The organism is Stenotrophomonas sp. Marseille-Q4652 (assembly GCF_916618915.1).
In the GTDB taxonomy this organism is placed as follows: domain Bacteria; phylum Pseudomonadota; class Gammaproteobacteria; order Xanthomonadales; family Xanthomonadaceae; genus Stenotrophomonas.
The window spans coordinates 104753-126317 of record NZ_CAKAKE010000001.1; the positions used below are offsets into that span (position 1 = coordinate 104753).

Below are 21565 nucleotides of genomic sequence, written 5' to 3' on the forward strand. Positions count from 1 at the left end.
CGCGAGGGCCGGGCAGGGCCGGCTCAGTGCAGGAACACGCGGGCTACGGTGTCGCGTGCGGCATCCAGCGAGAAGTGCCGGGCCACGTTGCGCAGGCCATTGTCCGACAGCCGCTGCCAGGTTGCCTCGTCCTGGTAGACACGGACCACCGCGTCGGCAAAGGCCTGCGCATCGTCGGCCACCAGTACATCCTCGCCGTCGCGCAGGTGCATGCCTTCCACCGCGCAGGTGGTGCCGACCACCGGCTGGCCATGAGCCATGCTGAGGTTGATCTTGCCCTTCACCCCGGCACCGAAACGCAGCGGCGCCACGGCCACGCGTGCACCCTCCATGTATGGCAGCAGGTCGGCCACGTAGCCGTGGAGACACACCCCGGGCTGGGAGTGCGCCAGCTCGCGTATCGCATCGGGGACCTCGCTGCCGATGCAGTGGAACTGCACATCGGGCAGGCGCGCACGGATGCGCGGGAAGATCTCGCCGATGAACCAGCGCACGCCGTCGTCGTTCGGCGGGTGGCGGAAGCCGCCGACGAACACCAGGTCATGGCGCTGCGCCCAGCCCGGGCCAGCGCCGGATACCTCGTGCAGGTTGGAGACCAGCTCGACGTCGAGCCGGGGCGCATCGGCGCGCAGCCGCTCGCGCTCGGCGGCGCTGACCACCAGCACCGTGTCCACCGCTGCCATCACCGCCAGCTCGCGGGCGCGGGTGCGCTCGGCACTGCGCAACAGGGCGGCATCCCCGGCCAGCTCGGCACCGCGCCGTTCGCGCAGGTAGTGCAGGTCCACGGTATCGAGCACCGTGCGCGCCTGCGGTGCGTAGCGGTGCAGCAGCGGCAGGCACTCGCTGCCGACTTGGTGGCGGACCATCATCGCCACGTCGAAGCGCGATCCGTGTTCGCGGATCCAGCGGCCGATGCCCTGCAGGTAGGGTGCGTGCCAGACCTCCACGCCCAGCTGCTGCAAGGCCAGGGTCGCGGCACCGCCGTGGGCGCCGAGTACCGGCACGAACACCACGTGCGCGCCCCCTTCGACCAGCAGGCGGATCAGGTTGAACTGGCGTAGCGAGCCGGAATCGCGGTCCGGCCGCGGCACGGCTTCGTCCAGGATCAGCACCTGGCGCTGGTGGCGATGCAGCAGGGCGGGGTCGGGGACGCTGCCGGGGGCCGGCTGCGCGGCCAGCTCGCGCGCCCACTTGGCGGCGAAGATCTGCTGGTTGCGGGCCTGGTAGGCCTTGATCCCGCTGCCGGCGTCGGTGCCATTGCTGGTGCCTTCGTCATGCACCACGCGGCTGGCTGGCTGCACAAGCACCCGCCTGCCCGCTGCGCGTACCGCAAAGGCCAGGTCGGCGTCCTCGTAGTAGGCCGGCGCGTAGCGCACGTCCAGCCCGCCCACGCGTTCGAACAGTTCGCGCGGGATCGCCAACGCCGCGCCGGAACAGTAGTCGGCATCGCGCAGGCTTGCGTAGCGCGGGTCATCGGCGGCCTCGAAGCGGCCATAGCTCCACGCACTGCCGTCGGCGAACACCACCGCGCCGGACTCCTGCAACCGGCCATCGGGGTAGAGCAGCTGGGCGCCGACGAGCCCGGCATCGGGTACCTGGTCGAAGGTGGGCAGCAGCGCATCCAGCCAGCCGGGCTGGGGCACGGTGTCGTTGTTGAGCAGCACCAGGTACTGGCCGCGCGCCAGACGCGCGCCATCGTTGCAGCTGGCGATGAAGCCGCCATTGCTCTGGCGGCGGTGGTAGCAAAGCCCTTCGACCTGGGCCATCCAGGCCTGGGTGTCGTCGCTGCTGCCATCATCGACCACCAGGATCTCGCAGGCCGTGGCGGGCGGATGGGCAGCGAGTGCGCGCAGGCAGGCCAGGGTGTGGGCGGCGTGGTTGAACACCGGGATGATGATGCTGGCCCGCGGGGTCGGGCTGGCGGGTACGCCAAACGGCGCGAACGGCGCCGCGTCCGGCTGGTACAGGGCCGGGCGCTGGGCTGCCGGCACCGGCCGGGCGTGGACCCGGATCCGCTGCCAGGTCGCGCGCCAGCCGCGGGTGCGCAGGCTCGACAGGGTCCGTTGCAGCAGGCCGGCCAGGCGATTGATCAGATAACGCGCGTCGGCCACGGACATCGGCATCCGGTACAACTCCAGCTTAAGCGGGGGAAAGGGCGCCTCAACGTCGCCTCACGTGGCTGCGTTAGACTCGCCCGACCCGACATTCTCGCATCCCCGTGCCTCGACGTTACGATTCCGACGATTCCGACGAGCTCGACAACAACAACGGCAGCTGGCCGTTGTGGCGTCGCCGCCTCATCACTTGGGGCATGGCCGCGGTGGCATTGGGGCTGGGCTTCCTGATCCCTTACACCCTGTACCTGAACCAGCAGGTCACCCAGCGTTTCGGTGAGCTGCGCTGGCAGGTGCCGACCCGGGTGTATGCGCGCCCGGTGGTGCTGGCCCCGGGCGTGGCGATGGATGCGGCCAACCTGAAGACCGAGCTGGCCGCGGCGTCCTACCGCGACGACGGCGTCGGCAAGGCCCCGGCCACCTACGCGGTCAACGGCAGCCGTTTCGTCATTTCCAGCCGAGGCTATGTCGACGTCGATGGTCGCGTGGCGCCGCGCCGCGTGGAGGTCAGCCTGTCCGGTGGCCGCGTTGCCAGCCTGCGCGATGCCGACAGCCACGCCGCGCTCAAGGCCGCCCGACTGGATCCGGCGCGCATCGCCACCCTGTACGGCCAGCGCCAGGAAGAACGCCGCCTGATCCGCGCCGACGAGGCCCCCGACCTGCTGGTCACCGGCCTGCAGGCGGTGGAGGACAAGGACTTCAGCCGCCACCATGGCATCGACCTCAGCGGCATCGCCCGTGCGGTGTGGGTACTGGTACGCTCCGGCGGCCAGACGCGTCAGGGCGCCTCCACGCTGACCCAGCAGCTGGCCCGCAGCGGCCTGCTGGGGATCGGCAAGGAACAGACGGTCACGCGCAAGCTCAACGAGGTGCTGTACGCACTGATCATGGAAGCGCGCTATGACAAGCGCACCATCCTCGAGGCCTACCTCAACCAGGTCTACCTGGGCCAGCGCGGCAACCAGGCCATCCATGGCGTCGCCTCCGGCGCCGAGTTCTGGTTCGGCCGCGACCTCGATTCGCTGGCCACCGAGCACGTCGCGCTGCTGATCGGCCTGGTCAAGGGACCGCCGTTCTATGACCCGCGTCGCCATCCGCAGCGTGCGCTGGACCGGCGCAACTTCGTGCTGGGCAAGCTGCTGGAAGCCGGGCTGATCGATCAGAAGGAACACGACCGCGCCGCGGCTGCGCCGCTGGGCGTGGTCAAGAGCCCCGGCCTGGGCGCAGCCAACCGCTTCCCGGCCTACATCGACCTGGTGCGCCGGCAGATGGGCAACGACTATCCGGAGAGCGTGCTGCAGGGCGCGGGGCTGAGCGTGTTCACCGGCATGTCGCCCTCGGCGCAGGCCCACGCCGAAGCAGCGGTGACGCACACGATCAAGTCGCTGGAAAACAAGCGCCGCCCGGAACTGCAGGCCGGCGTGGTGGTGACCGACGTGCACAACGGCGACGTGTTGGCCGTGGTCGGCAGCCGCGACGTGGATTCGCCGGGCTTCAACCGCGCGATCGAGGCGCAGCGCCCGGTTGGTTCACTGCTCAAGCCCTTCGTTTACCTGCTGGCGCTGGCCCAGCCCGAGCGCTACTCGCTGGCCAGCTGGGTGGATGACTCGCCGGTGACGGTGCAGCTCAGCCGCGGCAAGCAGTGGTCGCCGAAGAACTCGGACAACCGCAGCCACGGCACGGTACGCCTGATCGATGCGCTGGCCCATTCCTACAACCAGTCCACGGTGCGCGTGGGCATGTCGGTGGGGCCGGAGCGCATCACCCACCTGGTCAACGTGCTGGCCGGCATCAAGGCCGAGTCCAATCCCTCGGTGATCCTGGGCGCTACCGACCAGAGCCCGTATGCGATGACGCAGCTGTACCAGTTCCTCGCCTCCGGTGGCCGCATCCAGCCGCTGCATGCGGTGCGCGGCGTGGTCGATCACGATGGCAAGCTGCTCAAGCGCTACGACAAGACCCCGGCACCGGCGCAGGAAGGCGACTCGATCGCCGCCAACCTGATCAGCATTGCCCTGCAGCAGGTGGTGTCCAGCGGTACCGCCTCGCGACTCAACGCCGATGGACTGGGCCGGCTGCAGTCCGCCGGCAAGACCGGTACCTCCAACGACGGCCGCGACAGCTGGTATGCCGGCTACACCGGTGACCACCTGGCCGTGGTGTGGATGGGCAATGACAAGAACGAACAGACCGGCCTGTACGGCGCCACCGGCGCAATGCGGGTGTGGTCGGGTATCTTCCGCAACCTGCCCAGTGCGCCGCTGAAGGTCAGCAACAACGGCCTGGACTGGCAGTGGATCGACGGCAGTGGCAGCAACGCCACCGACGAAGGCTGCCCGGGTGCGCGTCGCTTCCCGTTCGTGGTCGGCTACGCCCCGGCGTACGCGCCGTGCGCGCCGCCGCAGGTGCTGCCAGAGGAAGAGGGCGAGGCCGAAAGCAGCGGCGGTTGGCGTAGCTGGTTCGGCCTGGACCGCCGCCGCGAGGAACCCGAAGCGGCCCCCGCCACCGATGAACCCGCACGATAATCACGTCATGCCCTCATCCTTTCCTGACTTCCGTTTTCCCGTAGCGCTGGCCGTTGCCTTGGTGCTGGCCGGCTGCGTTGCCCCGGCCCCGGCGCCGCAGGTGCCGGTCGATACCACCACGCCGGCCCAGCGCATGGCCGCCATCGAAACCGCGGCCGGCGTCGACGACACCGAGCTGACCATCCAGCCGCTGCGCGACCCGGAAGTGGATGACCTGCGCGAACTGGCCCGCCAGCAGCGCGAGACTGGCAACCTGCAGGCCGCCGGCGATGCCCTGGACCAGGCGTTGCTGCGGGTCGACAACGACCCGGGCATCCTGCAGGAGCGCGCCGAGATCGCAGTGCTGCAGGGCGACTGGCCGCGCGCCGGGACCCTGGCGCGCAAGGCGCTGGAACTGGGTTCGAAGACCGGCCCGCTGTGCCGTCGTCACTGGGCCACGGTCGAGCAGTCGCACCTGGCGCGTGGCGAAGCCGAGAACGCCGCCTCGGCGAAGGCGCAGATCGCGAGCTGCACCGTGCCGGGCGTGCAGCGCTTCTGATGCACGCCTGATGGCCGCGGCGGCTATGCTGGCCGAGCCGCCGCAGTCGTCCCTCCGCACCCGATGTCCCATCTTGCCCATGCCAGCTGCCAGGCCCTCGACGAGGGCGGCGCCCTCGCGCAGCAGCTGGATGCCTTTGTCCCGCGACCGGCACAGCTGCGGCTGACCGCCGCCATCGCCGAGGCCTTCGACCAGCGTGACGTACTGCTGGCCGAAGCCGGTACCGGCACCGGCAAGACCTACGCCTACCTGGTGCCGGTGCTGCTGTCCGGCCTGAAGACCATCATCTCCACCGGCACCCGCGCGCTGCAGGACCAGCTCTACCACCGCGACCTGCCGCGGGTGCGCGCCGCGCTGGGCATCGGCCACAGCAGCGCCCTGCTCAAGGGGCGGGCCAACTACCTGTGCCGCTACCGGCTGGAGCAGGCGCGCGGCGAGTCGCGCTTCACCATCACCGAGCAGGTCGCGCAGTTCCAGCGCATCGTCAGCTGGGCCGGGCGGACCCGCTTTGGCGACATCGCCGAGCTGGAGGCGCTGCCCGACGACTCACCGCTGCTGCCGATGGTCACCTCCACCGTCGACAACTGCCTGGGCAACGAATGCCCGTTCTGGGAAGAGTGCTTCGTGGTGCAGGCCCGGCAGCGGGCGCAGGCCGCCGACGTGGTGGTGGTCAACCATCACCTGCTGCTGGCTGACCTGGCACTCAAACAGGAAGGCTTTGGCGAGATCCTGCCGGGGGCGCAGGCCTTCGTGATCGACGAGGCGCACCAGCTGCCGGAACTGGCCGCCAACTTCTTCGGCGAGGGTTTCGGCATGCGCCCGTGGCAGGAACTGGCGCGCGACACCTTGGCCGAATGCCGCAGCGTGGCCGGCGCCCAGGCCAGCCTGCAGCCGGCGGCCACCGGGCTGGACCAGGCGCTGCGCGAGCTACGCGTGGCGATGGAAGGCCTGCCGGCGCGCGGTACGCAGTGGCGGGCGCTGGCGATGCCGCAGGTGCGCGATGGTTTCGATGCGCTGATGAGCGCGCTGGTGCAGCTGCGCGATGCGCTGGCCGGCGTGCGCGAGGCCTCGCCCGGGCTCGATGCCTGCCATGCGCGCGCGCTGGAAGGGGTCAACCGGCTCGCCCGCTGGCTGGACGACGACGCGCCCTTGCCCGACTTCGAGGCCGAACCGGAAGACGCGCCGCCGCCTTCGGCCGACGTGCTCTGGTACGAACTCACCCCGCGTGGCTTCCGCTGCCAGCGCACGCCGATGGACGTGTCCGGGCCGCTGCGCGAACACCGCCAGCGCTCGCTGGCCTCGTGGGTGTTCACCTCGGCCACGCTCACCGTGGATGGTTCCTTCGACCACATCGCCGCGCGGCTGGGGCTGGAGGATCCGGTCACCCTGGTCCAGCCCAGTCCGTTCGACTGGCAGCGGCAGGCGCTGTGCTACCTGCCGCGTGGATTGCCCGATCCGGCCGCACGCGGCTTTGGCACCGCGCTGATCCGTGCGCTGCATCCGGTGCTGGAAGCCTCCGGTGGCCGCGCCTTCCTGCTGTTCGCCTCGCACCGCGCGCTGCGCGAGGCGGCCGAGGCGCTGCGCGACGGTCCGTGGCCGCTGTTCGTGCAGGGGCAGGCGCCGCGCGCCACCCTGCTGCAGCGCTTCCGCGAGTCCGGCAACGGCGTGCTGCTGGGCTCGGCCAGCTTCCGCGAGGGCGTGGACGTGGTCGGCGAGGCGCTGAGCGTGGTGGTGATCGACAAGCTCCCCTTCGCCGCGCCGGAGGACCCGGTATTCGAGGCGCGGCTGGATGCGATCCGCCGCGACGGCGGCAATCCGTTCCGCGAGGAACAGCTGCCGCAGGCGGTGATCGCGCTCAAGCAGGGCGTGGGCCGGCTGATCCGCAGCGAGACCGACCGCGGCGTGCTGGTGCTGTGCGACCCGCGCCTGCTCTCGCGCGGCTACGGGCGGGTATTCCTCGATTCGCTGCCGCCGTTCTCGCGGACCCGTGAACTGGCCGACGTCCAGGCGTTCTTCGCCCCGGACCCGGCGCTGGCCGACCTTTCAGCCGGGACGGTGCATGATGTCCCGGCTTTTTCCCTGCAACACGAAGATCCCTGACGATGAAACTGCTCGCGTTCGAAACCGCCACCGAAGCCTGTTCGGTCGCCCTCCATGTCGACGGCCAGGTGCTGGAGCGCTACGAGATCGCCCCGCGCCGCCATGCCGAGCTGGCATTGCCGTGGGCCGAGGCGCTGCTGGCCGAGGCCGGGATCGCGCGCAGCCAGCTTGATGCCATCGCCCTGGGGCGCGGCCCGGGCGCCTTTACCGGCGTGCGCCTGGCCATCGCCATCTCCCAGGGCATCGCGCTGGCGCTGGACCGCCCGCTGCTGCCGGTGTCCACGCTGCAGGCGCTTGCACTGCGCGCGCCGGCCGGGGCCGGTCGGGTGCTGGCCAGCATCGATGCGCGGATGGGCGAGGTCTATGCCGGCGCCTTCGAGCAGCGCGATGGCCAGTGGCAGCCGCTGTCGACCGAGGTGGTCGGCGCGCCGGATGCCATCGACATGTCGTTCGTGGCCGGTGACTGGCACGGGGTGGGAACCGGCTTTGCCGCCGGCGAAGGCGCACTCGCAACCCGCCTGCAAACCAGTCTGGTCGGCGTGGATGCGCAGGCGCTGCCGCGCGCCTCGGACGTGCTGACCCTGGCGCTGGCCGCGCATGCCCGTGGCGAGGCAATCGCTCCGGAGCTGGTCGAGCCGGCCTACCTGCGCAACAACGTGGCCCTGACCCTGGTCGAGCAGCAGGCACTGCGCGCTTCCAGACGCTGATCAAACGCCTCTTGCAGGCGACGCGCCGCTCAGCGGTCGTCGCGCAGCTCGCCACCGGGCAGGAATACCCAGGTGCGGGTGACCTGCAGGATGTCGATGTCCTCGTCGGTGCTGGGCAGGGCAGGGAAGGGCTGGGCCAGCTGCACGATCCGCAGCGCCGCGTCATCGAGCAGCGGCGAGCCGCTGGAACGCAGCACGCGGCTGCTCTCCACGCTGCCGTCGCGGCGCACGCCGACGCTGATCACCACCTGGCCCCCGAGCCGGCGCTGGCGCGCCTCGTCGGGATAGTTGAGGTTGCCCACGCGCTCGGCGCGGTCCACCCACGCACGCAGGTAGTTGGCGTAGGCGTATTCGCGGGTGCTGGCCGAGACGAACTTGCGGTTCGGGCGCTTGGCGTACTGCTCCGAGCGCAGGTGCACCTCGGCGGCCAGTCGCGCCATTTCCGCATCACGCTGCTCGCGGGCGGTGCGTGCGGCATCCGGGCGCGGCTGTTCGGGCAGCGGCTGGGCCTGGCTTTTGGCAACCTGATGTTCGCCATGCTGGCTGCTGACCACGCGCGCCTGCGGCGGCGGTGGCGCGGCTGCGTCCTGGCGTTGCTGCGGCACCGGCGCCAAGCCGGCCCGCGGCTGCGGCACCACGCCGGGCTGGCTGTCGCGCGGGCGCTGCGCCTTGTCGTGGTCGCCGCCACCTTGCTGGTTGGCCTGGGCGAGGAAGTCGGCCTGCTTTGGTGTCAGCGGGGTGCTGGTCTGGCTGAAGATCACGTCCAGGGTCGGCACCAGCGGGGCGTTGTCGTCCACCGCAAAGCCCACGCCCAGGATCAACAGCCCATGTACGACCAGCGACAGCACCAGGGTCGCGCTGAAGCGCTGATCCTCGCGCGCCCGCGGGGACAGGGCAGGGGCCGCCACCGCGCTCATTGCGGCAGGTCGGCCTCGATCGCGTCGAACAGCAGCCCGGCGATGTTCAGGCCGAACTGGGCGTCGAGCTCGCGCACGCAGGTCGGGCTGGTGACATTGACCTCGGTCAGGTAGTCGCCGATCACGTCCAGGCCGACGAAGCGCATGCCGCGGCGCTTCATCTCCGGCCCGACCTGGGCGGCGATCCAGCGGTCGCGCTCGCTCAGCGGACGGCCCTCGCCGCGGCCGCCGGCGGCCAGGTTGCCGCGGAACTCGTCGCCCTGCGGGATGCGCGCCAGGCAGTAGTCCACCGGCTGCCCGTCGATGAGCAGGATGCGTTTGTCGCCGGCGTTGATGTCGGGGATGAAGCGCTGCGCCAGGGCCAGCTTGCGGCCGCCTTCGGTCAGCGTTTCCAGGATGACGTTGAGGTTGGGGTCGCCCTGTCCGGAGCGGAAGATCGAGCGCCCGCCCATGCCGTCCAGCGGCTTGAGCACGGCCTGACCGTGTTCCAGCACGAAGACCTTGAGCGCCCTGGCGTCGCGGCTGACCAGGGTCGGCGGGCAGCACTGCGGGAACAGCAGTGCCGCCAGCTTCTCGTTGTAGTCGCGCAGCCCCTGCGGGTTGTTGACCACCATCGCGCCGGCCTGCTGGGCCACCGACAGCACGTGGGTGTCATAGAGGAACTCGCCGTCCACCGGCGGGTCCTTGCGCATCAGCACGACCTGGCCCGGGCCGAACGGCTGTTCGGTGAACCCGCCCAGGCTGAACCAGTCATTTTTGTCTTCCCTGACCTGCAGGGGGGCGGTCTTCGCCACCGCGGTGCCACCACGCAGGGCCAGTCCACCCGGTTCCACGTACTGCAGGCGGTGGCCGCGGCGCTGCGCCTCGAGCAGCATCGCGAAAGTGGTGTCCTTGGCGATCTTGATGTGGGCGATGGGGTCCATCACCACGATGACGTCGAACGGCATGAGTTGAATCCGGCGGACAAGTAGGCGATGTTAGCGGCTAACCGCTGGAACCGCCCAGCCGGGGTGAAAAGGGCGGAGCCAACGGGGAAGGAACGGTGCGCGTCAAAGTGTGACGCTTATCAAAACTGGTTTCCGCGCGCCCCCGCCGCTGCGGTGTCGCTTGACAGTATTCGCCGGTATTGGGATATAGATGCGCTTTCGCAGCGGCGCCACATCAGAAGCGTCGCGCGCTCGGGGATAATTGCAATGGTTGAAAACATGGCTGCGGGTGGGGAACTCGCAGGTCTGAGGGTGATGGTCATCGATGACTCGAAGACCATCCGCCGTACGGCCGAGACGCTGCTCAAGCGCGAAGGCTGTGAGGTCGTGACCGCGACCGACGGCTTCGAAGCGCTGGCGAAGATCGCCGACCAGCAGCCGCAGATCATCTTCGTCGACATCATGATGCCGCGCCTGGATGGCTACCAGACATGCGCGCTGATCAAGCGCAACCAGCTGTTCAAGAGCACGCCGGTGATCATGCTCTCGTCCAAGGACGGGCTGTTCGACAAGGCCCGCGGCCGCATCGTCGGCTCCGAGCAATACCTCACCAAACCATTCACTCGCGAAGAACTGCTGGGCGCAATCCGCACATACGTCAACGCCTGACCAGGGGGGAAAGGCACAATGGCTCGAATCTTGTTGATCGAGGACTCACCGACCGACCGGGCGGTGTTTACGCAGTGGCTTGAGAGGGCCGGGCACGAAGTGCTCGCCACCGACAATGCCGAGGATGGCCTGCAGATCGCACGCACCGAGGCACCAAGCCTGGTGCTGATGGACGTGGTCCTGCCGGGGATGAGTGGCTTCCAGGCCACCCGCGCAATGTCGCGCGACGACACCACCCGCAACATCCCGGTGCTGATCGTCAGCACCAAGAGCATGGAAACCGACAAGGCCTGGGGCATGCGCCAGGGCGCGACCGACTACATCGTCAAGCCGCCGCGTGAGGACGAACTGATCGCGCGCATCAACGAACTGGTGGGCTGATGCGCTCTCCCTTCGACATCCTTGAAGCCTACGAACGACGCAGCCTGGCCCACGCGGTCCAGTTGCCGGAAAAGCAGTTCTCGGCCGACATCTGGCGTGGTGTCGGCTATCGCGTCGGCAAGCGCCGGCTGGTGTCCGACTTCCGCGAGGTGGTGGAAATCGTGCCGATGCCGCCGGTGACCCCAGTGCCGGGCGCACTGCCCTGGCTGCTGGGCGTGGGCAACCTGCGCGGCAACCTGTTCCCCGTGGTCGACCTGAAGTGCTTCCTTGAAGGCGAGCCCACCGGTTACCAGGAAGGCCAGCGCGTGCTGATCATGCGCCAGGCCGGCGGCGACGTCGCGCTCACCATCGACGAACTGTTCGGCCAGCGCAGCTTCGAACTGCACCAGCAGGTCGAGGCCGGCGACATCGCCCAGGGCCGCTACGCCCACTTCGTCGATCGTGCCTTCCGCAGCGATGACCATGACTGGGGCGTGTTCTCGCTCTCGCTGCTCTCCCGCACTCCCGAATTCCGGCAAGCCGCGGCCTGATTGCCGCCGGCGCCCTCTGCATTTGAAGATCGAGGTCGAACAATGAGTACTGCTCCGGACGCCAAAGCCAGCAAGCTCGGCAATGTCGGCACCAATTTCTGGCTGGGCCTGCTGGCGCTGTCGCTGATCGTGTTCGGTGCCAACACCGGCGTGGCGACCTGGCAGGGCAGCCGCCTGGCCGGCGCCAGTACCGGCGCGGCCGACCTCCAGGTGCTGTCGCAGCAGCTGGCCAACCAGGGTCGTGAGGCGGTGGGCGGCAACGCCGAAGCCTTCGCCCAGTTCAAGGACACCAAGGCGCGCATCGACAGCACGGTGAGCAACCTGCGCGGCCGCTACGGCAACGAAGCCGGCGTGTCCTCGCAGATCCGCGAGCTCTACAACACCTGGGCGCCGCTGGCCAAGAACGCCGAGCAGCTGGTGGCCAGTGAACCGGCGGTGCTGGCGCTGGCCGGCAACGCCGACAGCTTCGTCAACGGCGTGCCGCAACTGCAGGCCCAGTTGAACGAAGTGGTGCGCGCGATGGCCGCCAGCGGTGCGCCTGCCTCGCAGACCTACAACGCCCTGCAGCAGGTCGTGGTCAGCGGCACCATGGCCCGCCGCGTGACGGAGATCCGCGCCGGTGGCCCGGGTGCCAGCAGCGCCGGCGACGCACTGGCCCGTGACTCGGTGGTGTTCAGCCAGATGCTGGACGCGCTGCGCAACGGCAACGACGAACTGGGCGTGTCCGCGGTGCGCAACCCCGCCGCGCAGGTCGCGCTGGAACAGTCGGCCAACAAGTGGGCGACGATGAAGAAGGACGTCGACGCGATCCTGGCCAGCTCGCGCCACCTGTTCGCCGCACAGTCTTCGGCCGCGGCGCTGACCGCCGGCTCGACCAAGATGCTGGACGACAGCAAGAAGCTGTTCGAGGCGTTCTCGGCCTTCGGTTCGGTGCGCGATACCCGCCTGTTTCCGAACTTCTGGCTGGGCGTGGTCTCCGGCGCGCTGTCGCTGCTGTCGATCATCGGCTTCGTATGGAGCTCGGTGCGCTCGCGTGCCCGTGAACAGGAAGTCCGCTACCAGGCGCAGGTGGAATTCAACAGCCGCAACCAGCAGGCGATCATGCGGCTGCTGGACGAAATCAGCTCGCTCGGTGAGGGTGACCTGACGGTAAAGGCCTCGGTGACCGAGGACATGACCGGCGCCATCGCCGACGCAATCAACTACGCCGTGGACGAGCTGCGCCACCTGGTGACCACGATCAACGACACCTCCAGCAAGGTGGCGATCTCGACCCAGGAAACCCAGGCCACCGCCATGCAGCTGGCAGAGGCCGCCGGCCACCAGGCCGAGCAGATCTCCACCGCCTCCGAGCGCATCGGCGAAATCGCGGCGAGCATTGAACAGGTGTCGCGCAACTCCAGCGAGTCGGCCGAAGTGGCACAGCGCTCGGTGGTCATCGCGGCCGAAGGTGCCGGCGTGGTGCGCGAGACCATCCAGGGCATGGATCAGATCCGCGACCAGATCCAGGAAACCTCCAAGCGCATCAAGCGCCTGGGTGAGTCCTCGCAGGAAATCGGCTCGATCGTGGAACTGATCAACGACATTTCCGAGCAGACCAACATCCTGGCACTCAACGCCGCGGTGCAGGCGGCTTCGGCAGGCGAGGCCGGTCGCGGTTTCGCGGTCGTGGCCGACGAAGTGCAGCGACTGGCAGAACGCACCTCCGGCGCGACCCGTCGAATCGAGAACCTGGTGCAGGCCATTCAGGCCGATACCAACGAAGCGGTCACCTCGATGGAACAGACCACCGCCGAGGTGGTGTCCGGTGCACGACTGGCCGAGGACGCCGGTACCGCACTGACCGAGATCGAACGCGTGTCCAACGCACTGAACACCCTCATCAAGAACATCTCCATCGCCGCCCACCAGCAGTCGGCCGCGGCAACGGACATCACCCAGACCATGGGCGTGATCCGAGAGATCACCGGCCAGACCTCCCAAGGTGCCGGGCAGACTGCCGAGTCGATCGGCCGCCTGGCCCAGCTGGCGGCGGACCTGCGTCGTTCGGTCGCCGACTTCAAGCTGCCGGCGTGATCGACCGTTTGGATGGGGAAGGAAGGAATCAGATGAAGCGTCGCAATAACGCCCTGCAGGCCCCGTCCGCCACCTCCGGCGGCGTCGGCTCGCGATTCTCCGCCGGCGAGGTGCTGCGATGAGCACGCTGCGCGACGCGATGAGCCATGCCGCGCTGGGCTGGGTCAAGCCCGAGCTGGACGAAACCCTGCGCCAGGTGCGCAACGAGATCGAATATTTCGCCGAGGATCCGTCGGACACCAGTCGCATGCGTTTCTGCGCCGGCTTCCTGCACCAGGTGCAGGGCACGCTGCGCATGGTCGAGCTGTACGCCCCGGCAATGGTGGCCGAGGAACTGGAGCTGCTGGCCAAGGCCGTGCAGGTCGGCGAGGTTCCTGACCGCGACGAGGCCTGCGCCACCCTGATGCGCGGCACCGTGCTGCTGCCTGATTACCTGGAACGTCTGCAGAACGGCCATCGCGACATCCCGATCGTTCTGCTGCCGCTGCTCAATGAAATCCGCGCCGCGCGGGGGGCCGAAGGCATCAGTGAGAGCGTGCTGTTCGCCTTCGATCCCGATGCCGGCAACGTCAGCGAGGACGAGCTGGACCATGCCCGCGGCAGCCTGAGCGGGCGCAACCGCGAACTGCTCGATACCGTCGGCAGTGCGGTCAAGGAAGAACTGCTGCGGATCAAGGATGCGCTGGACCTGCACCTTCGTACCGCTGGTGAGCCGGCTGCGCTGCAGACCCAGGTCGACGAACTCGGCGCCGTGGCCGACACCCTCGGCGTACTCGGCCTGGGCGTGGCCCGCGGCGTGGTCGTGCAGCAGCGCGATGCGCTGCGCTCGGTCGTCGATGGCGGCCAGCAGATCGACGAAGGCATGCTGCTGGATATCGCCGGCGCGCTGTTGTACGTGGATGCGTCGCTGGATGATCAGGTTGCCCACCTGGGCGCCGGCGGCAGCGGCGAGGACGACCCGGGTGCGGTGGAAACCCGCCGCACCATCGAGGTGCTGGCCCAGGAGGCCATTGCCAACTTCGGTGCGGCGCGCGAGGCGTTCGTCGCCTTCATCGAGACCAACTGGGACCACGGCCGCCTGGCCGAGGTGCCGACCCTGCTGGGCGAGGTCGCCGGCGCATTGCGCATGCTCGACCTGTCCGAGCCGGCCGGTTACCTCGACGGCGTGAGCCGTTACATCGAGGTCGAACTGATCCAGCGCCAGCGTGTGCCCAGTGGCCGCCAGCTGGACACCCTGGCCGACGCGATGGCCAGCCTCGAGTACTACCTCGAGGCACTGCGCGAGCGTCGCCCGGGCAGCGAGGAAATCCTCGACATCACCCGTTCCAGCCTGGAATCGCTGCGCTACTGGCCGCTGCCCGGCGAGGGTGGCGACGCCGGACAGACGCTGGAGCTGGTCGACGCGCCGGCCACCTCGTTCACGGCGGCCGCTGCCGAGGCTCCGGTGGAAGTGCCTGCCGCGACCGAAGCCGTCAGCAGCGAAGCCGGCGCCGGCGCGCAGCCGGCCACCACGGAGGCACCGACACCTGCCGCGCCGTTCCCCTACCTGTTCAAGGCGTCGGTGACCCCGTTCACCCCGCCGGCGGGCGAAGCCGCCCATGTCGACAGCGACGCGGCCCCGGCCGCCGCGGCATCGATGTTCGATCCGGTGGCGGCCGAAGACCTGGCCCCGGCCGGTACGGAGCACTACGAAATCACGCCGCTGGGTCTTGGTGGTGGCGACCTGCCGCTGTCCGATGCGCCGCTGTCGCTTGAGCCGATGTCCTTCGACCCGGTGGCCGCCGAGTACGAAGCGCACGATGCGGCCACTACCGCGCAGGTGGCCAGCTTCGACAGCAGCGTGCTGGATACTGGTTCGCCGCTTCCTTCGGACATGCTGGAAGGCATCGAACCGCTGTCGCTGGACCCCGTGGAAGCGGAGACGCCGACGCAGGTCGAGCCGTTTGAACCGGCTGCTGCACCGGTCGAATCGCCGGACATGGACGTGGCGGGCGAAGCGCCTGTCATCGAGGACGAGCCCGCCCCGCTGCCCGAATACACCGAGGCACCGACCTTCGCCGTCGAGCCGATTGCCGTGGACGCCACGCTGGATCGTCCGCAGCTCGTCGCCGAGGTCGCCGCGCCCGAGGAAACCATGGCTGACGAAAGCACCGAGCAGACCGACAGCGCCAGCCTGGCGCCGGAAGTGGAGTCGACTGGCCAGCCGGTATTCAATGAGGCCACCGCGCCGGTTACCGCGGTGCAGGAAGGCGTGATCCGCAAGATCGAGCTGGACGACGCTTCGGCGGCGTTCCTGGCCGAGCTGGATGCGGCCGCTGCGCAGTTCAACCCGCTGCCCGAGCCAGCCGCCCCGGCGCCGGTTGCCGCGGTCGAGGCCCCGGCGCCGCTGGAAGGCGGTTTCGAGGACAACGGCGAGGAAATCGACCAGGACATCCGCGAGGTGTTCATCGAGGAGTTCGACGAGGAACTGGTGAACCTGGGGTCGCTGCTGCCGCCGTGGCGCGCCGCTCCGTCCAACGTCGAGCGCCTGCGCCCGGTACGCCGCGTGTTCCACACGCTCAAGGGCAGTGGCCGCCTGGTCGGCGCGCGCACCCTGGGCGAGTTCAGCTGGAAGATCGAGAGCATGCTCAACCGCGTGCTCGATGGCAGCCGTCCGGCCAGTCCGGCGGTGGTGGCCATGGTCACGCAGGCCTACGAGGTGCTGCCGCAGCTCAACGCCGCGCTGCGTGACGGCAGCCGCATCAGCGCCGACCTGCTGGCCATGCAGGCCGTGGCCGATCGCGTGGCCGCCGGTGAGGAAGCGTTCTATGTGCCGCTGCAGGCGGCTGCTGCGCCGGTGGAAACCCCGGTCGAAGCCGCCGCTGCGGTGGCACCGCCGGTCGTGACCGGCACCCCGGCGTCGGTGGACAGCGTGCTGCGCGAGATCCTCGAGGCCGAAGTCGCCACCCATCTGGAAACCGTGCGCGGCTGGTTGCAGTCCGCGCAGGCGGAGCCGCAGCCGGCCACCGAGGCGCTGCTGCGTGCCGTGCACACCATGAGTGGCGCCTTTGCCATGACCGACGTGCCGGAAATCACTGCCGTCACCACGCCGGCCGAAAGCTACGTCAAGCGCCTGCTGGCCGCGTCGATCACCCCGGACCAGGAGGGCGTGGCCGCGCTGGCCGCGGCCGCCGACGCGATCGACAGCACCGTGGTCGCACTGCAGGCGCCGGCACCGCTGATCCCCTCGTTCAGCGCGCTGGCCCAGCGCCTGCAGTTGCTGGTCGACGCGCTGCCCGAGGCCAAGTGGCCGCCGCTGGTCGACGAGATGGAAGCGGAGGACGAAGTGGTCGCGGACGACTTTGCCGCCCAGGCCACGGCCGACGCCGTCGACCTGACCGGCATCGAGGACCTGTCGCGCTTCATTGACGCGGCAGGAATCGAGCTGCCGCAGGTCGGTACCCCGGTCGAAGAGATGGACGCCGCCGTACCGGCGCCGGAAGCCGCCAGTGAAGTGGTGCAGGGCGGGTCCGTGCAGGACGAGCCGGCGGCTGTCGAGCAAACCCCGGCCGTCGTCGGCGATGCCACCGATGTGGCCGCACCGGACACCGTGTCGCTGGATGTCGCCGGTGAGACCGGGGAATCGACCGCCGCCGACGCCCCCGATGCTGGTATCGACGCCGCCGAGGACGCCGCGCAGTCGATTGCCGAGGACGCGGACGAGCCCGTCGCGCTGGTGGAGGAAACTGCCGCCAGCGCCGCGCAGGATGAGGAGCTGGTCGAGACCGCCGAGCCGGTGGCCGGGGCAACCGAAGCCGATGCCGAGGAGGCCGACATCGAGGCTGCACTGCTCCATGAGGCCGAAATCGCCGCCGATCTGGCCGTGGCTGACGGCCAGGTGGCCGACGCCACCGAGAAAGAGGAAATCGAAGCGGCCGCGGACGTCGTCGACGATGCCGCACTGGCCGAAGCTGAAGCCTTGGAAGGGAGTGCCGAGCCTGTCGAGGCCATTGCCGGTGAGCCTGCCACATCCGCGGAAGTGGCCGAGGACGAAGCGCCGCTTGCCGATGCTGGCCTGGAAGCTGCCGCCGACATCGTCGACGCCGCCGCGGAAGAAACCGCGGTTGCCGACGCTGTTGTCGACGGCGGGGAAGAGTCTACTGCCGAAGGCGAAACCGACCTGATCGCCGGACAGGCCGACCCTGGCGTTGCCGATGAAGCAGAAGCCGAAGCTCAAAGCAGCGCCGAGGCGGAAGCCAGCGAAGCCGAGCCCGTTGACGACGCCGACGCCGACGCATCTGCCGGTGAGCAGGTTGAGGGCGTGGCAGACGAGCCCGTCACCGCCGTCGACGTCACTGCTGCCGCGCCCGTGGTGCTGCCGGCCGTCGCCGGGGCCTCGGTGCTGGGCGAGGACGCTCCGCTGGACTTCACCGACCTGGACCGCGAGCTGGTCGACATCTTCGTCGAGGAAGGCAAGGACCTGCTCGACAACTGCGACGGCCTGCTGAGCCAGCTGCGCGAATCGCCGGAGGACCGCGAACTGCTCGCCGGCCTGCAGCGCGACCTGCACACCCTCAAGGGTGGTGCACGCATGGCCGGCATCAACGCCATCGGCGACCTTGGCCACGCCATCGAATCGCTGCTGGAGGCCGTTGCCGCCAACCGCTTCGACATCGTCCGCGACGACGTGCACCTGCTGGAGCGTGGCTTCGACCGCCTGCACCAGTTGCTGACCCGCACCGGTAACCATCGCACGGTGGCGATGCCGCACGACCTGATCGAAGCCTTCGACGCACATGCACAGGGCCGCAACGTTGCCATCGGCGAGTCGACCGAGGCGCCCGAGGCTGCCCAGCCGGTGGAAGCCGCGACCGTGCCGGAAGTTGCATCCGTGGAAGCTGCCGCCGCCACGCCTGCCGCCCCGGTGGTCGCGATCACCCCGCTGTCCGAGCCGGTCATCGACGACGTGGCGTCCGAAGAGGAAGCCGGCGCCCGTGCCCAGGAGCAGGTGCGCGTGCGCGCCGACCTGCTGGACCGCCTTGTCAACCACGCCGGTGAAGTCGCGATCTACCGCTCGCGCCTGGAACAGCAGCTGGGTGCCTTCCGCGGCGCCATGGCCGAGCTGGACCGCACCAACGCCCGTCTGCGCGACCAGCTGCGCCGACTGGACCTGGAAACCGAAGCGCAGATCGTTGCCCGTTACCAGCGCGAGCAGGACCAGGCCGACCACACCTTCGATCCGCTGGAGCTTGACCGCTTCTCCACGCTGCAGCAGCTCAGCCGTGCACTGAACGAGTCGGCGGCCGACTTGAGCGGCCTGCAGGGCGTGCTCGACGACCTGTCGCGCAACTACGACAGCCTGCTGCAGCAGCAGTCCCGCGTGAGCTCGGAACTGCAGGACGGTCTGATGCGTGCGCGCATGGTGCCGTTCGACGGCCTGGTGCCGCGCCTGCGTCGCGTGGTCCGCCAGGCGGCGCAGGACACCGGCAAGCAGGTCCACCTGACCCTGGACGGTACCCACGGCGAACTGGACCGCAACGTCCTCGATCGCATGGTCGCGCCGCTGGAGCACATGCTGCGCAACTCCGTGGCGCATGGCCTGGAGACCCCGGCCCAGCGCGTGGCCGCCGGCAAGCCGGAGGAAGGCAGCATCGCCATCCGCCTGCGCCGCGAAGGTTCGGAAATCGTGCTGGAAGTGGCCGACGACGGGGCCGGCCTGGACCGCGAGGCGATCCGTCGCCGCGCCGAACAGCGTGGCCTGGTCAAGCCGGGCGTGGAGCTGAGCGAGCGCGAGCTGGACAGCCTGATCTTCGCCTCCGGCTTCAGTACTTCCGAGCAGGTCAGCCAGCTGGCTGGCCGTGGCGTCGGCATGGACGTGGTGCGCAACGAAGTGCGTCAGCTCGGCGGCTCGGTGGAAATCACCTCCGTCCGTGGCAAGGGCGTCACCTTCACCCTGCGCCTGCCGCAGACCCTGGCCGTCACCCAGGCCGTGTTCGTGCAGATCGGCGAGACCACCTTCGCCGTGCCCGTGGCCTCGGTCAGCGGTATCGGCCGCATCTCGCGCCAGCGTTTCGAGTCCGGCGACGGTGGCTACCACTACGCCGGCGAGCACTACGCGCTGCATGACCTCGGTTCGCTGGTCGGGCAGGACCAGGCCAAGGCCGAAGGCCAGGAGCAGATCCCGCTGCTGCTGGTCCGCGCCGGCGACCTGCGCGCCGCCGTGGCCATCGACCAGGTGGTCGGCAACCGCGAAATCGTGGTCAAGCCGGTCGGCCTGCAGATCGCCTCGGTGCCGGGCATCTACGGTGCGACCATCACCGGTGATGGCCGCGTGGTGGTGATCCTGGACGTCGCGCCGCTGGTGCGCCGCCACCTGGCCAACCCGCAGCGTCCTGCCGCCCCGTCCGCGGCCAGCAACCAGCGCCAGGTGCCGATGGTGATGGTGGTCGACGACTCGCTGACCATGCGCAAGGTCACCGGCCGCGTGCTGGAACGCCACAACTTCGAAGTAGTGGCCGCGCGCGACGGCATCGAGGCGCTGGAACGGCTGGAAGAACGCGTGCCCGACCTGATGCTGCTGGACATCGAAATGCCGCGCATGGACGGCTATGAACTGGCCACCGCCATGCGGGCCGATCCGCGCTACAAGGACGTGCCGATCGTGATGATTACCTCCCGAAGCGGCGACAAGCATCGCCAGCGAGCGTTCGAGATCGGTGTCCAGCGCTACTTGGGCAAGCCGTACCAGGAACTGGATCTGATGCGTAACGTTTACGACCTGCTGGGGATCGCCCGTGCCCGTGACTGATATCGACAACGCCCGGCCCGTCGCGCTGCTGGCCCGGCCCGGCCAGGCGCGCGAGCGCCTGCGCGAGGCCGTGGTCCAGGCTGGCGGCTACCTTGTGCTGGAAGACGATCCGACCACGCTGGACGCGCAGTCGCTGCACGATGCCGGCCCGTCGGTGGTGCTGGTCGCGCTGGAGCCGGCGATCGAGGACGCGCTCGAACGGCTGGACGCGGCGCTGGATGCGCCACAGCTGACCCTGATCTTCGACGAGGCCGACCTGGCCGCACGTCGCGAAGGCTGGGAAGCGCAGCGCTGGATCCGCCACCTGTCGGCCAAGCTGCACGGCCACGACAACGTGCTGCCCCCGGGTCACGAGGTCGAGACCACGCTGCAGCCCGAACCGGGCCTGCCGCCGACGCCCGAACAGCTGCACTCCGGTGCGTCGGGCGAGTTCCTGATCGAAGAGGCCGCCGACGCGGCCTACGACCTGCCGGCCGATACGCTGTATGCGCCGTCGGCCGAGCCGGCGCCGCTGGCGTTCGATACCGTGGAGTCCTTCGAACCGGTCCGCCCCGCCGCCGTGCCGCCGCCGTTGCCGCCGCTGGAGGAAATCCCCCCACAGGCGGCTCCGGCCCCGGCCGTGCCTGGCTTCAGTGCCTGGTCGCTGGTCGAGGACGACGCCTACGTGGCGCCGCCGCCCGCTGCCCCGGCCGCAACGGATCCGGTGGTGGAGTTCTCGACCGATCTGTCGCTGGTCGACCTGGAGCCGGTGGCCGAAGGCCCGGTCGGCATGGTGCTGGTGCTGGCCGGCATCGGCGGTCCGGATGCGGTGCGCCGCCTGCTGAGCGCGCTGCCGGAAACCTTCGACCGTGCCGTGCTGGTGCAGCTGCGCCTGGACGGTGGCCGCTACGGCAACCTGGTCAAGCAGATCGCGCGCGTCACCCCGTTGCCGGTGAGCCTGGCCGAGGTTGGCCAGCCGGTGCAGGGCGGCCAGGTCTACATCCTGCCCGACGACGTCGGCGTGGCACTGGACAACGGTGCCGGGGTGTTCAGTGCCGGCACCGCCGCCGCGGTGGTGTCCTCGCTGCCGGCTGCCAGCAGCGCGGTGCTGATGCTCAGTGGCGCCGACCAGGCCCAGGTCGAGGACGTGCTGGCGCTGGCCGAACAGGGCGCGTGGGTCGCCGGCCAGGTCGGCGAGGCCTGCTACGACCCGGCCGCTGCCAGCCGCCTGGCCGTTGCCGGCATGCCGTCGGGCGATCCGCCGGCGCTGGCCCAGGCGCTGTGCGAACACTGGGGCGTCTGAGCGACGCCGCTTC

At 69.6% G+C, this 21565-nt stretch carries 13 protein-coding genes; 10 read left to right on the forward strand and 3 right to left on the reverse strand.

What is annotated here, in order from left to right:
* Positions 1-23: 23 nt before the first annotated feature.
* Positions 24-2123 carry a glycosyltransferase gene (locus LG380_RS00470; protein WP_225763094.1) on the reverse strand — a complete coding sequence of 700 codons (2100 nt, stop codon included), beginning with the start codon at positions 2121-2123 and terminating at the stop codon, positions 24-26.
* 95 nt (positions 2124-2218) lie between these two features.
* On the opposite strand from LG380_RS00470, the gene mrcB reads away from it, so the two are divergent.
* From mrcB to tsaB, 4 genes are all read left to right on the forward strand, one after another.
* A complete protein-coding gene (gene mrcB / locus LG380_RS00475; protein ID WP_225763095.1) occupies positions 2219-4639 on the forward strand; it encodes a penicillin-binding protein 1B in 2421 nt (806 codons plus the stop codon).
* Between the two features lie 7 nt (positions 4640-4646).
* On the forward strand, positions 4647-5177 hold the full coding sequence (locus LG380_RS00480) for a hypothetical protein (RefSeq protein ID WP_225763096.1): 531 nt from the start codon (positions 4647-4649) through the stop codon (positions 5175-5177).
* A 63-nt stretch (positions 5178-5240) separates the two neighbouring features.
* Complete coding sequence (locus LG380_RS00485) at positions 5241-7277, forward strand: ATP-dependent DNA helicase (protein WP_225763097.1); 2037 nt, start codon at positions 5241-5243, stop codon at positions 7275-7277.
* Positions 7278-7279: 2 nt separating this feature from the next.
* Entirely contained in the window at positions 7280-7984 is a 705-nt protein-coding gene (tsaB, locus tag LG380_RS00490; RefSeq protein ID WP_225763098.1) for a tRNA (adenosine(37)-N6)-threonylcarbamoyltransferase complex dimerization subunit type 1 TsaB, read from the forward strand.
* A 29-nt stretch (positions 7985-8013) separates the two neighbouring features.
* On the opposite strand, the gene LG380_RS00495 is transcribed toward tsaB, so the two are convergent.
* A complete protein-coding gene (locus LG380_RS00495; RefSeq protein WP_225763099.1) occupies positions 8014-8901 on the reverse strand; it encodes an energy transducer TonB in 888 nt (295 codons plus the stop codon).
* Entirely contained in the window at positions 8898-9848 is a 951-nt protein-coding gene (gshB, locus tag LG380_RS00500; RefSeq protein ID WP_225763100.1) for a glutathione synthase, read from the reverse strand. Before gshB ends, LG380_RS00495 begins: the two co-directional genes overlap by 4 nt.
* Positions 9849-10094: 246 nt before the next feature.
* Between gshB and pilG the strand changes: the two genes are divergently transcribed.
* From pilG to LG380_RS00530, 6 genes are all read left to right on the forward strand, one after another.
* Complete coding sequence (gene pilG / locus LG380_RS15875) at positions 10095-10496, forward strand: twitching motility response regulator PilG (protein WP_318780091.1); 402 nt, start codon at positions 10095-10097, stop codon at positions 10494-10496.
* An 18-nt stretch (positions 10497-10514) separates the two neighbouring features.
* Positions 10515-10877: a response regulator gene (locus tag LG380_RS00510; RefSeq protein ID WP_225763102.1), complete on the forward strand. Its 363-nt coding sequence runs from the start codon at positions 10515-10517 to the stop codon at positions 10875-10877.
* Positions 10877-11407 carry a chemotaxis protein CheW gene (locus tag LG380_RS00515; protein WP_225763103.1) on the forward strand — a complete coding sequence of 177 codons (531 nt, stop codon included), beginning with the start codon at positions 10877-10879 and terminating at the stop codon, positions 11405-11407. The genes LG380_RS00510 and LG380_RS00515 overlap by 1 nt, the downstream gene beginning before the upstream one ends.
* A 42-nt stretch (positions 11408-11449) precedes the next feature.
* A complete protein-coding gene (locus tag LG380_RS00520; RefSeq protein ID WP_225763104.1) occupies positions 11450-13483 on the forward strand; it encodes a methyl-accepting chemotaxis protein in 2034 nt (677 codons plus the stop codon).
* A 118-nt stretch (positions 13484-13601) separates the two neighbouring features.
* Entirely contained in the window at positions 13602-20270 is a 6669-nt protein-coding gene (locus tag LG380_RS00525; RefSeq protein ID WP_225763105.1) for an Hpt domain-containing protein, read from the forward strand.
* The gene (locus LG380_RS00530; RefSeq protein ID WP_225763106.1) at positions 20263-21552 is read left to right on the forward strand and encodes a chemotaxis protein CheB; all 1290 of its coding nucleotides are present in this window, start codon (positions 20263-20265) and stop codon (positions 21550-21552) included. The genes LG380_RS00525 and LG380_RS00530 overlap by 8 nt, the downstream gene beginning before the upstream one ends.
* The last annotated feature ends 13 nt before the right edge of the window (positions 21553-21565 follow it).

Coding starts and splice junctions, on each gene's coding strand:
- LG380_RS00470 (WP_225763094.1), bottom strand. CDS start 2,123: ATGCCGATGTCCGTGGCCGACGCGCGTTATCTGATCAATCGCCTGGCC.
- LG380_RS00480 (WP_225763096.1), top strand. CDS start 4,647: ATGCCCTCATCCTTTCCTGACTTCCGTTTTCCCGTAGCGCTGGCCGTT.
- LG380_RS00485 (WP_225763097.1), top strand. CDS start 5,241: ATGTCCCATCTTGCCCATGCCAGCTGCCAGGCCCTCGACGAGGGCGGC.
- tsaB (WP_225763098.1), top strand. CDS start 7,280: ATGAAACTGCTCGCGTTCGAAACCGCCACCGAAGCCTGTTCGGTCGCC.
- LG380_RS00495 (WP_225763099.1), bottom strand. CDS start 8,901: ATGAGCGCGGTGGCGGCCCCTGCCCTGTCCCCGCGGGCGCGCGAGGAT.
- gshB (WP_225763100.1), bottom strand. CDS start 9,848: ATGCCGTTCGACGTCATCGTGGTGATGGACCCCATCGCCCACATCAAG.
- pilG (WP_318780091.1), top strand. CDS start 10,095: ATGGTTGAAAACATGGCTGCGGGTGGGGAACTCGCAGGTCTGAGGGTG.
- LG380_RS00510 (WP_225763102.1), top strand. CDS start 10,515: ATGGCTCGAATCTTGTTGATCGAGGACTCACCGACCGACCGGGCGGTG.
- LG380_RS00515 (WP_225763103.1), top strand. CDS start 10,877: ATGCGCTCTCCCTTCGACATCCTTGAAGCCTACGAACGACGCAGCCTG.
- LG380_RS00520 (WP_225763104.1), top strand. CDS start 11,450: ATGAGTACTGCTCCGGACGCCAAAGCCAGCAAGCTCGGCAATGTCGGC.
- LG380_RS00525 (WP_225763105.1), top strand. CDS start 13,602: ATGAGCACGCTGCGCGACGCGATGAGCCATGCCGCGCTGGGCTGGGTC.